This is a genomic window from Sporosarcina sp. FA15, assembly GCF_051550195.1.
Classification (GTDB): domain Bacteria; phylum Bacillota; class Bacilli; order Bacillales_A; family Planococcaceae; genus Sporosarcina; species Sporosarcina psychrophila.
This window is the reverse complement of sequence record NZ_CP188818.1, coordinates 3,217,935-3,231,829: the sequence shown is the minus strand read 5'-3', so window position 1 is coordinate 3,231,829 and position 13,895 is coordinate 3,217,935. Positions and strand designations below refer to the sequence as shown.

General features: G+C 39.7%; 14 protein-coding genes. 9 read left to right on the top strand and 5 right to left on the bottom strand.

Going from position 1 to position 13,895, the window contains the following annotated elements:
• Positions 1-28: 28 nt before the first annotated feature.
• From ACP8HG_RS15120 to ACP8HG_RS15100, 5 genes are all read right to left on the bottom strand, one after another.
• Positions 29-658, bottom strand: coding sequence for a DUF4129 domain-containing protein (locus ACP8HG_RS15120; protein ID WP_187046113.1), 630 nt, complete (start codon positions 656-658; stop codon positions 29-31).
• A 24-nt stretch (positions 659-682) separates the two neighbouring features.
• On the bottom strand, positions 683-1,588 hold the full coding sequence (locus ACP8HG_RS15115) for a hypothetical protein (RefSeq protein ID WP_338654791.1): 906 nt from the start codon (positions 1,586-1,588) through the stop codon (positions 683-685).
• A 172-nt stretch (positions 1,589-1,760) separates the two neighbouring features.
• Positions 1,761-2,651 carry a glycine betaine ABC transporter substrate-binding protein gene (locus tag ACP8HG_RS15110; RefSeq protein WP_187046112.1) on the bottom strand — a complete coding sequence of 297 codons (891 nt, stop codon included), beginning with the start codon at positions 2,649-2,651 and terminating at the stop codon, positions 1,761-1,763.
• 2 nt (positions 2,652-2,653) lie between these two features.
• Positions 2,654-3,307 carry an ABC transporter permease gene (locus ACP8HG_RS15105; protein WP_067213507.1) on the bottom strand — a complete coding sequence of 218 codons (654 nt, stop codon included), beginning with the start codon at positions 3,305-3,307 and terminating at the stop codon, positions 2,654-2,656.
• Positions 3,304-4,434 (bottom strand): betaine/proline/choline family ABC transporter ATP-binding protein, encoded by a 1,131-nt coding sequence (locus tag ACP8HG_RS15100; RefSeq protein ID WP_067213506.1) that lies wholly within the window; start codon positions 4,432-4,434, stop codon positions 3,304-3,306. The genes ACP8HG_RS15105 and ACP8HG_RS15100 overlap by 4 nt, the downstream gene beginning before the upstream one ends.
• 246 nt (positions 4,435-4,680) lie before the next feature.
• On the opposite strand from ACP8HG_RS15100, the gene ACP8HG_RS15095 reads away from it, so the two are divergent.
• The 9 genes from ACP8HG_RS15095 (at position 4,681) to ACP8HG_RS15055 (ending at position 13,853) form a co-directional block, all read left to right on the top strand.
• Complete coding sequence (locus ACP8HG_RS15095; protein ID WP_187046111.1) at positions 4,681-5,364, top strand: response regulator transcription factor; 684 nt, start codon at positions 4,681-4,683, stop codon at positions 5,362-5,364.
• A gap of 39 nt (positions 5,365-5,403) precedes the next feature.
• Positions 5,404-6,402 carry a sensor histidine kinase gene (locus ACP8HG_RS15090; protein ID WP_067214090.1) on the top strand — a complete coding sequence of 333 codons (999 nt, stop codon included), beginning with the start codon at positions 5,404-5,406 and terminating at the stop codon, positions 6,400-6,402.
• A gap of 102 nt (positions 6,403-6,504) precedes the next feature.
• Positions 6,505-7,293, top strand: a complete 789-nt coding sequence (locus ACP8HG_RS15085) for an ABC transporter ATP-binding protein (protein ID WP_187046110.1) — start codon at positions 6,505-6,507, stop codon at positions 7,291-7,293.
• A complete protein-coding gene (locus ACP8HG_RS15080) occupies positions 7,271-9,250 on the top strand; it encodes an ABC transporter permease (RefSeq protein ID WP_338654797.1) in 1,980 nt (659 codons plus the stop codon). The genes ACP8HG_RS15085 and ACP8HG_RS15080 overlap by 23 nt, the downstream gene beginning before the upstream one ends.
• A gap of 135 nt (positions 9,251-9,385) precedes the next feature.
• Entirely contained in the window at positions 9,386-10,525 is a 1,140-nt protein-coding gene (locus tag ACP8HG_RS15075) for a VanZ family protein (RefSeq protein WP_438297055.1), read from the top strand.
• 53 nt (positions 10,526-10,578) lie between these two features.
• A complete protein-coding gene (locus ACP8HG_RS15070; protein ID WP_438297053.1) occupies positions 10,579-11,634 on the top strand; it encodes a DUF418 domain-containing protein in 1,056 nt (351 codons plus the stop codon).
• Positions 11,631-11,987: a YxeA family protein gene (locus tag ACP8HG_RS15065; protein WP_187046106.1), complete on the top strand. Its 357-nt coding sequence runs from the start codon at positions 11,631-11,633 to the stop codon at positions 11,985-11,987. Before ACP8HG_RS15070 ends, ACP8HG_RS15065 begins: the two co-directional genes overlap by 4 nt.
• 790 nt (positions 11,988-12,777) lie before the next feature.
• Entirely contained in the window at positions 12,778-13,281 is a 504-nt protein-coding gene (locus tag ACP8HG_RS15060; protein ID WP_438297051.1) for a hypothetical protein, read from the top strand.
• A 314-nt stretch (positions 13,282-13,595) separates the two neighbouring features.
• Positions 13,596-13,853, top strand: coding sequence for a hypothetical protein (locus ACP8HG_RS15055; protein WP_438297049.1), 258 nt, complete (start codon positions 13,596-13,598; stop codon positions 13,851-13,853).
• Positions 13,854-13,895: the final 42 nt, after the last annotated feature.

The window sequence follows — 13,895 nt, the reverse complement described above, 5'->3', positions numbered from 1 at the left end:
CCTTCCTCCTTTCTCCTGAACACTTTGCTTATTCATCCGCTTCACTTAGGTATTTCATTACTTCCTTCTGAAATTGAACGTAGTCCTCTTTTTGTACTTCTCGCTCTCCATATGTGGCTTCATCGAAAAAATAGGCGAGATGTTGAAATTGATCGGCTGATTGTTGATTTACTTTCTTTAATTCTTCATAATACTCCCAGTTAGTTTTCCAAATCCTTGCTTCTAACCATTCTTTTTCATGGAAATACAGGAGCAATGCTATAAATAGATGACGAGTAGCGGAAGAGAACTTTTCCAAGTCCTCCTGTTTCATTGCTTCAGTTACATGCATTTGATATGACCAATCAATTTCCTGCGTTGATTGCAGGGGAGGTGTCTCACGGAACTTCCTTTTTCGACTACGATTACGTATAACAAAAAATAGTACGGTTACCATTAATAGAAGCGTAATGACAATAATAATCGTCAAAATCGGTCCAGCTAACATACTCGTTGTTTTTAATGCAGGAAACAACTGGTCTAATTGATCTGCAATCCAGTTTTTAGCTTTTTCCAACCAAATCGAAAATATAGTACTGGACTGATCACTATAATTCGTATACTCAGTTTCGTTTAAAATCTTTTCGAGTTCATCTCTTGCGTCATCTACATTATCCATAGATTATCACCTTTAATTGTTTCATTATTGAACCACGTTATAATCATCAATCATTTCTTTTAAATCGTCTGCATCATGCCTGACTTTTAAATCTAGGTACATGACTGCATAGCCAACAGAGAAAATCATTGTCGTAAATATACTCGCCAGGGATATTATCATCGAAAGTAGCACACTACTTCCTAGAAATATGCCGAAAGTTAATTCAATTGTGAAACTAATGACGCCAATAATTAAAGAAAAAATAATATAGAGACCTATTAATGGCCACCCGCGTTTACGAGTTAGTCTCCAACTTCTTGTGAAACCTGGAGAACCTTCACCGAGTACAGCAGATCCAAGATAAAAGCTCCAACGAGTTAACAGGTAGCCAACACCGATAGCAAGTGCTATGAATAGGATAATCCCTAAAACTATTCCAACAGTTGAAGAAGTGGCAAGGGAGCTTATTAGTGAAAACACTAAAATAATCACTGGAATAATGATCAAGCCAATTGTTATTAAAGAAAATAAGATGGTACTACCAATAATAGGACCGTAACGTGAAAAAGCTTGTTTAATGACTGAACCAATGGTGTATGTTTCATTTTTTCTTATCCGATTAACGACTATTAAAATGGCTGCCGTAGCGACTGGAAATAAGAAGAAACTAGTAATTCCTACAAGAGAAGTTCCGAGATCGGCTCCTAGACCCGTGGATTCCGCTCCCTCGAAGCTTGAAATTATTTTTTCATGCCAAGCTTCACCAGCACCAAGTTCTCTGAAAAAGCTTACCCCTGAAGCCAGACTAATCAATGCTTGAATCAAGTAAATTGGACCCATAAAAATAAGGGAAATAATGAAAAAATCCCGAAACCTGCTTTTGCTCAAACTAAATGTTAGATCAAGGATTTCTCCAAATCCTTTTGGTCTGTTAAGTCTTTCATTCATTTTATTCATCTCCTTAAAATTCTCATATTTACTATTCTAACACTATTTTGATAGTGAGTGTTTTGCGAACCAGAAGAAGTATTCGGAAAAGTCCATGTCATCTAAGCTTTTAGGCAAAAAAAATAAGCACCATGAAGGTACTTATTTTCAACCGTGTGTTCGAACCCACGGCTTATTTTTCTTTTATTAATCCTGACTCAATAAGGAAATTTTCCGCAACTTGTTCGACCATCATACCGTCATTGTCGACTTTCGCATTCATTTTCTGCATTGCTTCTTCATCAATCATTCCTTCAAGCATAATGAGCACCTCTTCAATTTCGGGGTACTCCACTAACGTCTCTTTCCGTACGATTGGAAGTGCATGGTATGGTGGGAAATAGGATTTATCATCCTCTAGTACACGTAAGTCATAATCTTGTAGCTGACCGTCTGTCGTATATGAGTTGATAACATCCACTTCTTTCGCGCCAATGGAACGGTACATGATACCATGGTCCATGCCTTTGACGTCTTTGAATTTCAGTCCGTATTCTTCTTGAAAGCCTGGTAAACCATCCGGGCGGTCGATGAATTCGAAGACTGCACCTAGTATGAAGTCCTCTGAAACTTTAGCGAAGTCACTGAATGTCACAACACCGAGTTCTTCGGCTCTTGATTCATCAAGGGCGAGTGTATACGTATTGTTGAAACCAAACGTATTGAACGCAATCATACCGTCGCCATCAACGAGTCGTTTCGTTGCTTCCAATGTTTCTTCGGCTGTGCCGGGATCTTCATGGTAATAGTTGACGACGATTGTCCCTGTATAGTCAGGAATAACGTCGATAAGGCCGTTTAACATAGCGTTCCAAACAACGTTGGAGCCGCCAAGGTTTTCTTTATAAATGACTTCAATATCTGTTTTATCTTCAATTAATTGCCCCATGACATGTGACAAAATGATACTTTCTGTATTGTTCCGTGAACCGAGTGTTAGTGACTCTTTTTCGATGAAAATACAGCCCGACAGCATACTCACAATGAGCACTGTCGAGAATAGAACTAGGAATTTCTTTTTCATAGTTACTTCAATCCTTTCGGCGTTGTCCAGCGTTCAATCCCACTAAAGAGTGTTTCTAGGATAATCGCAAGGATTGCTGCCGGGATTGCCCCAAGTAAAATCAAACCATCAATTCCACGAGTAATACCTAGGAAGATGAAATCACCGAGTCCACCTGCTCCGATGAAAGCGGCAAGTGTTGCTGTTCCGACGTTAATGACTGCTGCTGTACGGATACCAGCCATGATAACGGGGATCGCAAGTGGTAGTTCCACTTTTAACAAGACTTGCATGCTTGTCATACCCATCCCTTTTGCAGCCTCGGTTGTTGCTTTGTCGACATCTTTAATACCAGTGTACGTGTTTCGGATAATCGGCAATAAGGAATAGAGGAATAGGGCAGCGATTGCTGTTTTTACGCCGATTCCGAAAATCGGGATCATGAAACCGAGCAATGCAAGACTTGGAATTGTCTGCATAACGCCCGCACCGCCAAGTACGATTGTCGTGAGCTTCGGAACGCGTGTAATAAGAATACCAAGTGTAATACCGAGGACAATGGCAATAAGCATCGAGAAGAAAACAAGTTGAATATGGACTGATGTCGCCTCAAGTACTTCTTTCCATCGCATTTGAGATTGTTCAACAAGTTGTTGCCAAATAGTTAATTTATTCATTGGATATCCCCCGTTTCTGTCCACTGGCTGGACATGGCGGACAACAGCGAACCTCGTGTAACAACGCCTACTAATTTTTGCGTTTTATCGATGACTGGAAGAATGCCGTAAGGTGCTTCATTCATCATGATAATAGCGTCTTTAGCCGTCGAAGTGTCATATAAAAATGGCTCTCGCGAAACCATGATCTCTTCAATTATTTTAATGTCGTCTAATTTTTTAATAAGATCATGTGCGGATACAATTCCAACTAATATATTGTCATCATCGACAACGATAAGATTCGTAATTTTTCGCTGACGGATGAATGAAAGTGCTTTCTCAGGTGACCATTGAGGGAGAGCGGTGTAAACCGATTCTGACATGATGTCGATAACGGGCATGAGTTCAGGGTTTTGGATAATCCGATGTTTCCCTATGAACTCCTCTACAAAGCCGTGGGCTGGTTCGTGAAGTAATTTCTCTGGGGTGTCCAACTGTAGCAGCTTACCATCTTTCATAATGGCGATGCGATCGCCCATTTTTAGCGCTTCATCCATATCATGTGTAACAAAAACAATCGTTTTTTTCAACTTCTTGTGCAAGGAGAGAAATTCATTTTGAAGTTGTTCACGTGTCAGTGGATCGAGTGCACTAAAGGGTTCATCCATCAGAATAACATCAGGATCTGCTGCAAGCGCTCTTGCGATACCGATACGCTGCTGTTGTCCGCCTGAAAGTTCCTTTGGATAGCGAGTTGCATAAATTTCAGGATCAAGACCAACTAATTCAAGAAGTTCGTTAACGCGCGCCTTAATTTCTTTGTCGTTCCAACCTTTTAGCTGGGGTACTATTGCAATGTTTTTTTCAATTGTATAGTGGGGGAAAAGCCCGATTTGCTGAATGACATACCCGATGTTCCGGCGTAGTTCAGAGGCGTTGTAGGAGTTGGTATCCTTACCGTTAATTGTGATTTTACCGCTTGTGTGGGGCTCCATTCTGTTAATCATTTTCATTGTTGTCGACTTTCCGGAACCACTTGGTCCAATGAGGACAAGAAACTCTCCTGTTGGAATATCGAAACTGACAGATTTTACTGCTTGAAATCCACCATCGAACACTTTGCTTACATTTTCAAATTTGAGCATGTGTACCTCCCTGTAGTTTTTCACAACGAATTTATTTCCGAATAGTAGATGAAAAAATCATTCGGAGTTAAAAAAAAGCAGACACTTTGCACTCCAGATAACGTTCGGAGTGATGTCTCACTCCTTTAGTATATCATATTCGGAGCGGGTTTTGAGTTTTTTTTGCATGATATCCCGGAAGTGTCCAAATTGCCTGTCTGTTGTATGTTCCTTTAGAATGGATAATAGAAGGGAAGTGCATCGGCAATGGATATGACAATTTTCGTCGTAGAGGACGATAAAGCAATATTTGATTCACTGAAAGAGCGACTGGGGCAATGGTCTTTTAATGTAACTGGACCGAATGACTTTCATGATGTCATGGTCGATTTTATTAATGAAAAACCGCATCTTGTTATTATGGATATTCAGTTGCCTTCCTATGACGGCTTTCATTGGTGCCGCGAAATTCGTGCAATTTCGAAGGTACCTATTATCTTTCTATCATCGCGGGATCACCCGATGGATATGGTTATGGCGATGAATATGGGAGCGGATGATTATGTTCAGAAACCATTCCATTCAGATGTATTGCTTGCAAAAATTCAGGCACTCTTAAGACGGACATACGCATACGGTGAAGAAGCGCCGGATGTACTCGAATGGAATGGAGCGATGATTGACATGAAGCGCGGTGTCATCCGTTTAGGCGGCAATGAGGTCGAATTGACGAAAAACGAATTTTTCATATTAGCGGTGCTTGTTCAATCAAATGACGAGATTGTTTCACGGGATGAGTTAATCCGTAAGTTATGGGATGATGAACGTTTTGTTAACGATAATACATTGACGGTGAATGTTACGCGCCTCCGTCAAAAGCTCACGGAACTGGGCCTCGGTGAAGCAATCGTCACGAAAAAAGGACTGGGCTATATGGCGACTACGCTGTAGGAAGGGGCTATTTTTTTGTTTATAAGTTATCTGATGGATATGAAAAGTTGGATTCTCTTTTTTATAGCGGCACTCGGGTTTGCGGATATAGTTATTTGGCTGGACGCTGGAATCGATGCGGCATTTTCATCTGTTTTGTATTTTAACGTTTTACTGCTGAGTGTGTTCTTCACTTTTTTCATATGGCGCTATTTCAAGGAAATGAAGTTTATGAAAGCATTAATCCCGCCCAATGGAATAATTGAAGAAGATTGGCAAGAAGCGCTGCCGGAGCCGTTATCAATACGTGACACAATAACGAATAAGATGTTGCGGCAAGTTGCGGATGATTATACGAAAAGATTGTACGATTTAAAAGCAACTAACGTGATTGAAAGTGATTATACGGCAGCTTGGGTACATGAAGTGAAAGCACCGCTGACTGCCATGAAATTGGTGATTGAAGCCAATCGAAGTGAACCGGCATTGCAGAAAATCGAAACGGAGTGGCTACGTGTTCATTTGCTCATCGACCAGCAGTTATACATTTCCCGTTTGCCTTCTTTGGAATCGGATTATGTTGTCGGGAAAAGCGGCATCCACCAGCTTGTAGCTGCGGAAGTGCGCGAGCTTGCATCGTGGTGCAGGCAAAAAAATATGGCTATCGAATTTGAAGATGAAGCGATTGAAGTTGTAACGGATAGTAAATGGTGTCGGTTCATAATCCGTCAAGTGTTGACGAATGCAGTGAAGTATAGTCCGTCAGGCGGAACAATTTGGATCACAACAAACGTTGTAGAAAGTGGCAATGTGGTTCTAACTATAAGAGACGAAGGACCTGGTATTCCATCGCATGACTTGCCTCGGTTATTCGATAAAGGATTCACTGGCGGTACAGGAAGACTACATAATGCAGCAACAGGTCTAGGACTTTACCTCGCACAAACCGTTGCTATCAAGATTGGCATCACACTTACTGCACAATCCGAAGCGGGGCAAGGAACGACGATGCGACTGACATTCATGACTGAGAATGAATTCGACTCTGTACTAACGTGACGTTTATGTAACGTTGGACGACCTGTTTGTCATGCAAATCAAACGACCCAAGGAACTAAGCAGGATAAGATAGGGACATAGCAAACAGGGAGGCCATTTTATATGAATAAAACACATACAACAAAAAAAACAGTTCTGCATGCGCAGAATATTCGAAAGTCCTATGGATCACGCAGCAATGTCCAACAAGTACTAAAAGGCATCGAACTTCGTGTCCATGAAGGTGAATTTGTCGGCATTATGGGTTCTTCGGGAGCAGGAAAGACAACATTGCTCAACGTCCTTGCAACGATTGACCGTACGACAGAGGGGTCTATCCTCATCGGTAATTCCGATATTTCGAAGATGAAAGATCGGGAACTTTCCGCGTTTCGTCGTGAAAAATTAGGATTCATTTTCCAAGACTATAATTTACTAGATACATTAACTGTAAAAGAAAACATCTTGCTACCTGTATCACTTGGTAAGATGAATAAAAAAGAAGCGGAAGCAGAGTTCACGGCAATCGCAGACATCCTTGGCATTAAAGACCTCGCACACAAATACCCGCACGAAATTTCAGGTGGTCAAAAACAGCGGACATCTGCTGCACGTGCTCTTATTAATAGACCCTCCATGGTATTTGCAGACGAACCAACAGGGGCCCTCGATTCCAAGTCAGCATCTTCCCTATTAGGCACATTAGAGGATGTCAATAAAAAGCGGGACGTCACAATCATGATGGTGACGCATGACCCACTTGCTTCGAGCTATTGCAGCCGCGTTGTCTTTTTGAAAGACGGCACCATTTACTCGGAATTGTACCGTGGCGATAAAACGAGACAAGTCTTCTTCCAGGAAATCCTGAAAGTTCAAGGCGTTCTCGGGGGTGACAGCGTTGACACTATTTGATCTTGTCATCCGCAGTATGCGGAAAAATATCAAGCATTATTATTTGTATTTCTTTGCACTGATTTTCAGTGTTGTCCTTTACTTTGTATTCGCGACGTTGCAATATGATTCTGCAGTTATTGAGCAGGCAAATAGCTCCATGAAGATGGATTCCGCATTCAAGGTGGCGGGCATTTTGGTTCTATTCATTGCTGGCATATTCGTTATCTACGCCAATTCGATTTTCCTTCGGAGAAGAAGTAGTGAAATAGGACTGTATCAATTGATTGGATTAACGAAAGGGGCAGTTGCACGGCTCCTTATTATTGAAAACACACTTCTTGGAGCCGGAGCGCTCGTTATCGGAATCGGTGTCGGGATGCTTTTATCCAGAGTATTTTTATTGATACTTATGAAATTGGTCGGCTTTAATGACATTGTAGAGCTATCGTTTTCGATGGGGGCCGTTTTACAGACAGCACTTGTATTCGTGGTTATCATTGCGCTTACATCGATTCAAATGGTGTTTAAAGTGTATCGTAATACATTGCTTAGCCTATTCAATGCAGACAAACAAGGGGAACAGCCGAAGAAGCCGAAAAGTGGGCTATCGGCAATACTTGCTTTTCTTGGTATCGGATTGATTGTCTTTGGTTATTGGTTATCGGCACATATGTTGAATGAATTGTTATTCTTTAATATGCTTGGCGTTTTATTCTCAACGATATTAGGAACCTATCTTCTATTCCGCGTGACAATCAGTTGGTTGTTCTATCAAGTACGAAAGAGAAAGCAAGGACATTTAGGACTTTCCAATAGTTTGTCACTTGCCTCACTCATGCACCGTCTAAAAGGGAATGCGAACTCGCTCACCATTATTACAGTTTTATCTGCAATGACATTAGCGATGCTTGCAGGTTCTTATTCGCTTTATTATTCAACGGAAAAAGAAACGCGCTACATGATGCCATTCGATTTTGCGTTTGAAGAAGGAGCGGCAACACCGCTTTCAGACAACGAAATATCTGCAGTGGACTTTGAGGTTGAGTTAAAAGAAAATGGAATTGATTATACAACTGGGACAATCGAATTACTCGGAGTGGAAGGAACTCATGAAAAAGATGTCTTTCCTTCTTTTCTTGATATGAGGGAAGAAACTTTTAATGCCTATTTTGTAAATGCTAAGCAATTACAACAAGCAGGTCTCGAAGTTGAATCACCAAAAGATGGATCTGTCATTTTTCATAATGCTTCCATGGTGGCTATGGCAAAAGATATAAAGATACCATTCGAGATGTATATTACAAGCGGTGAAACAGAAAGCATATTTACCGCTGTGAAATATGGTGAAGGGGACGTTGTGAACGCAGTTTGGGGATCTCAACTTGTAGTGAGTGATGCCGATTTTGAAAAGTATAAAAGAACGATGAAACCAGAAAAAATAGTAGAGATGACCCCAGAGAGTATAGTAAGGAATGTCCGCGTTTTTAATGTAGTAGACAAAGACCAACTTGCCATTGCATCTTCTATCCGCAACCCAAATCAAGACACCGTGTCGTCATACGGCACCGATTATTATTTGACGTATGTAAAATCCATGCAAAGTAATGGACTTCTCATCTTTATCGCCGGGTTTTTAGGGTTGGTGTTCTTAATTTCTACAGGGAGTATTTTGTATTTCAAACAAATGACGGAAGCTGAACAAGAGAAAAAAAGTTATGCAACACTTCGTCAACTTGGCTTTACGGTTAAAGATATTATGCGCGGAATTATCCGCAAACAAGTATTTGTCTTTGGCTTGCCGCTACTGATTGGTCTATTGCATTCTATCTTTGCGATAAAAGCGGCGTCGTTCCTATTCATGTCCGATATTACAGTACCTACAACGATTGCTATGGGCCTTTATGCATTGATTTACCTCGTATTCGCATTCTTGACTGTCGGCTATTATCGGAAAACGGTGAAAGCCGCACTATAATTGATTTTAACTTTACGAATAGTTCTAATTTCGAAGTGGCACTCTTTCATGTAAAAGTGGATTGGGTGCCATTTCCGATAAAAGGGATTCATTTCAAGAATACGTTAGAGGTAATGGTTAGGAAGGGGGGATTAATTGCAAACTCATATAATGCCAATTTTCATCGCATTTATTGTCTGTTTTATGCTCGCATCATTTTTGACTTTGCCTTGGGCAATCTACCAATACCGAAAATATGGGTACATTAGTTTTTGGCGTACGTTTTTGATAATTAGTTTCCTGTTTTACAGTTTAAGTGCCTTTTTTCTTGTGATTTTACCCTTACCTATAGTACGGAATAATTGTCAATTTGCAGATCCGATAATGTCGTATATGCAATTACGACCGTTTCAATTCATCCAGGATATAGCACATGATACAGGTGTAGTTTGGTCAAGGCCCTCTTCATATAAATCATTGGTTGGGGCTCTCTCGGTGTATCAAGTCGTATTTAATGTACGCCTATTATTTCCAGCTGGCGTGTTTTTACGTTATTTATTCAAAACGAAGGACAAATGGTTTTATGTGATTTTCATTGGATTCGGCGTGTCTTTGTTTTTTGAAATTACGCAGTTAACGGGTGTTTTTGGGATTTTTACATGTCCATACCGGCTGTTTGATGTCGATGATCTAATGGCGAATACACTTGGCACCTTTCTTGGCTTTCTTTTTGCACCCCTGTTTTTAGCGTTTATTCCTTCAAGAGATAAGTTAAATGAAGAGGATGAAACGCATATGAATGAAGAACAATCGACCATAGGTGCACAACTTTTTGGACTTGTTTTGGATATTATTCTAGTTAGGTTCATCACGGGTGTTGTTATGAATGTGATGAAATGGACAGGTACGTTTACCGAATTTGCGCTCTTTACGGTTGTCCTATTTGTGGGAATTGTAATTGTACCGATGATTTGGAAGGGCTATACACTAGGTTCAAGAATTGTTCGGATGAAATTACAGCCCGACACGACCAAATGGTTTACAAGTTTAAGCAGACGATACCTTGCGATTTACTTGCCTTATTTCTTCAGTGGACTTGCAGGTGTAGCAAATCAGTTTGCAAGTCAAGCAGAATTACTGTTACTCCTTTTCTCAATCGGACTTGTTTTTTTATCAGTGCTTTTATGGATGACTGTAATCGGACATATACTAATTCGTTGGATAAAAAAAGACAAGCCACTTTATTTTAATGAGTATAGCAATATAATTTCTTTAAGAAGACATACAAAAAATTAAATGAATAAAGAAGGCGGAATTCTTATTCTACCTGTAAGAAAGAGGAATGTTGGATGAACCCATCAATCGCAAAAAAAGAACGAATTATTTCATTGGATATTATCCGTGGAATCGCATTGTTTGGTATTATGCTTATTAACATACCTGCTTATCAAGTTGTTATGGAAGGTGATATTCTCCCCGTAAATAGTGGTATGAATCATTATGTAGATATGCTCATTCATATCCTGGTGGAAAAGAAATTCTTCTCCATATTCTCCTTCCTGTTCGGTATCGGTTTCTACATTTTTACATCACGTGCCCAGCAGCGTGGAGATAAGCCAAGATGGCGTTTTGTTCGCCGTTTGCTTAGCTTATTGGTACTCGGTATCATTCACGCAATCATATTTTGGGGATCTATTTTAGCAGCCTATGCTGTTATCGGATTTCTTCTCCTCCCATTTTACAGGGTACAAATCTCGACCATCAAAAAATGGCTGGCAGGCTTCACTTGCGTTTACCTGATTGCGCTGATTATGGCGTTAGTCATTCCGACAATGGCCAGTTCCATGGCTTCAATCGGAAATGATACAGTGCTGGTCTACATTATGTTTTTGGCAGGTTTCTTAGTTGCAAAAGCGGACTGGCCACGACAAATTGGCCGATTGCAAAAGCAAGTCAGATGGATTCAGATTGTGACACTGCCAATCGTCATTGGTTTTTCTGTATGGATTTGGATAGCAAAGCAACAAGGTGTAGATAGTGTGGAGTTAATCATTTCTCTTGGCACAATTCCTACCGTGCTGTTTTATCTGGCAACGATGTTCTTATTGCTAGAAAATAAAAACATTGTACAACTACTGCAACCAGTAGCTCGTGTTGGTCAAATGGCTTTGACTAACTATGTTGCTCAAAGTTTCATTGCTTTGGCAATTATGTCACTAATGGGCATCAAATTTGCATCTTCAAGTCAGACCGTCTTGATTGCCAGTGTTATTTTCATTATCCAAATACTTTTTAGTGTCCTATGGTTTAAATTTTTCAAGATGGGGCCATTGGAGAAAGTATGGCGTCTTATGACCTATGGAAGAAAAAATTCAACTACGAATAGAAAAGGAGCAAAATCATGAAGAAAGTATTCGCAGCAATTGCAATCATAGTTGTTATCATTGGTTTCCTAATAGCCTTGAGATCAGTGGGCTTCAATCGATTAGGCGCAGAAAGTTATTATGTTCAAATCACGGAAAGTAGTACTAAACTCGAGGACAAATCACCTAGCGGAGAGCTATATGTTCGATACGAATACACACTGCCTGCATTTGATAAAAAAGGAAATGAAAAAGAGTTTACGTTTACAGGTGATCATGAATTGCGTAAAGATGCATATTTGGAGTTGTTTATAAAGAAAGGAAAGGGAGTAACTTCCTATCAAGAAGTGAAAAAGGAAGAGATTCCCGCAAAGGCAAAGGACATGTTGAATTGAATGAAAGATGAATTCTAAGGTGATTAATATTTATTAAATCATGAATATTATACAGATAATTGCTATAGCAACTTTGATAATCGCGTTAAAGGTTAAAGGTTAAAGGTTAAAGGTTAAAGGTTAAAGTATGAGTATTGGGTTTCTATTTTGAAAACGGCATCGATATCGTTATCTTCGGTATCACTGTATCAACTATATACGGAAAAAGTAGTAAACATTTCACTGGAAAGTTAGTCGAACAAAATGGCGACAATCAAGTGTAAACGGATTAGTTATTTGAAATTCCTTGAATTAGCAGAATAGGAAAGCATCAGACTATAAAAACACCGGATTCCAATTAGGAATCCGGTGTTTTTACTAGCGATTGGAAATTGGGTTACTCTTTACAAAAAGATGAAATTTGTGAGGTGAAAGTCCAAAGCTTCCCAACAAGGCTTAAATAATACAAGCATTCTTTTTATTTTGATATTCCCTCCATCTTTAAGATGCAATTTTACTTTTTTCGGATATTAAAAATAGAAGGAATGTGAGAAATATAAAATCTGCCTGTCGATAAAAGAAGTATCAGACAGAGGTTTTCGAATTTTAATTATTCGCTTTTTCATAGCGAAATGTTTATTTTATTACTCACGTTTGTTTAGGTGCTTGTCGCGAAAGGCTAATGGTTAGCGAACAAAATAAGGTGGATTATTTCTGTTTTGGGGTAGAGAATAATAAAAATCTTAATGAGAAAGTGAGGTATCACTATGTTTATGGATGCGCTAATGGTTGGTCAAGCGAATGATTTTATATGGACGTACATACGGATGTAGCTAAGCAAATCGATGGCATTAGCAAGGATCCTCTTGCGAGCGCATTGAATGCAGCAGGCTATAAATACAGTAGTGCAACTCCGAGGGGGTGGACCTTCGTTGGCGACAGCGATGAACCACTTGATAAAAGCATTTTCGACTTTGTGAAATCCAAATCATCGGCCAAGAAACCTCATTCACAAACGGTTCCCAAGATCGTCACGAAAGATTCACATACTATTCACGGGCAATTCACCGAGGACGAAATGCTGGCTATCAAAGAGATGTTAAAATCATGGAAAGAATCAGCTCCAGCAATCGGAATGGAGCCAACGCTACACGATCGAATTAAACAGCTTCCACAAGAAGAGAAGACGCGAAAGACCATTGTGATTGATCAAAGTATCGGGGAGCGCTTCGATGTGTTTTGCGAAGCAGAACGCCTCAATAAATCGGACATTTTACATTTAGCGTTGGTTGATTTTATGGATAAATTCGAATGACCCCCCATGACTTTTCAGGGAGGGTTTTTTATCTGCTCATTGTTGAGGTGAATCTGCATAATTATTCATGTAGACAGGCCTGACGTTCACCAGAAAGCCCGTTAACTCAACAATGTATATTTGATGCATACAGAAAACGAATGACCGTTGGAGATGAAATGAGGGTTTATAAGGGGTTATGGCGTAAGATCAACTTCCGAGAATTCTTATTGCGTAAAGAAGTTAACTACTTCCGTGAACTGGCGTTATGTTAACCTGTCGTGTATAGACTATACAAGCCTGTTCAGCAATCAAATCATAAGGAGGTATTTTAAATGCCGTGGTCAGAAATAAGATCAATAATAATTATGCTCTTGCTTTTAGGTTGGTGTGTTAGTTTAATGCGTCAAAAAAGTGCATTAAAAAGGGAAAACGCTAGACTTTTGGAAAAGACCGGAGAATATGGAGATATGAAAAATGAAGCAAAGGAAATATTAAAAAATTTATCAGAAGTAAAAACCGTTAAATCTTTGAGAGAGAAGTACGGTTTGTCCTTGATAGATGCAAAGAAAATCGTGGATTCAGTAAAATAGCAGTGATCTTATTAAACTAATGGGTCATTTAGTTGCAATTAT

Bases quoted from the DNA above. Each gene is read 5' to 3' on its own strand.
- ACP8HG_RS15055 (WP_438297049.1), top strand. From the start codon at position 13,596: ATGCCGTGGTCAGAAATAAGATCAATAATAATTATGCTCTTGCTTTTA.
- ACP8HG_RS15090 (WP_067214090.1), top strand. From the start codon at position 5,404: ATGAAAAGTTGGATTCTCTTTTTTATAGCGGCACTCGGGTTTGCGGAT.
- ACP8HG_RS15105 (WP_067213507.1), bottom strand. From the start codon at position 3,307: ATGAATAAATTAACTATTTGGCAACAACTTGTTGAACAATCTCAAATG.
- ACP8HG_RS15065 (WP_187046106.1), top strand. From the start codon at position 11,631: ATGAAGAAAGTATTCGCAGCAATTGCAATCATAGTTGTTATCATTGGT.
- ACP8HG_RS15120 (WP_187046113.1), bottom strand. From the start codon at position 658: ATGGATAATGTAGATGACGCAAGAGATGAACTCGAAAAGATTTTAAAC.
- ACP8HG_RS15070 (WP_438297053.1), top strand. From the start codon at position 10,579: ATGAACCCATCAATCGCAAAAAAAGAACGAATTATTTCATTGGATATT.
- ACP8HG_RS15095 (WP_187046111.1), top strand. From the start codon at position 4,681: ATGGATATGACAATTTTCGTCGTAGAGGACGATAAAGCAATATTTGAT.
- ACP8HG_RS15060 (WP_438297051.1), top strand. From the start codon at position 12,778: ATGGACGTACATACGGATGTAGCTAAGCAAATCGATGGCATTAGCAAG.
- ACP8HG_RS15100 (WP_067213506.1), bottom strand. From the start codon at position 4,434: ATGCTCAAATTTGAAAATGTAAGCAAAGTGTTCGATGGTGGATTTCAA.
- ACP8HG_RS15115 (WP_338654791.1), bottom strand. From the start codon at position 1,588: ATGAATGAAAGACTTAACAGACCAAAAGGATTTGGAGAAATCCTTGAT.
- ACP8HG_RS15085 (WP_187046110.1), top strand. From the start codon at position 6,505: ATGAATAAAACACATACAACAAAAAAAACAGTTCTGCATGCGCAGAAT.
- ACP8HG_RS15110 (WP_187046112.1), bottom strand. From the start codon at position 2,651: ATGAAAAAGAAATTCCTAGTTCTATTCTCGACAGTGCTCATTGTGAGT.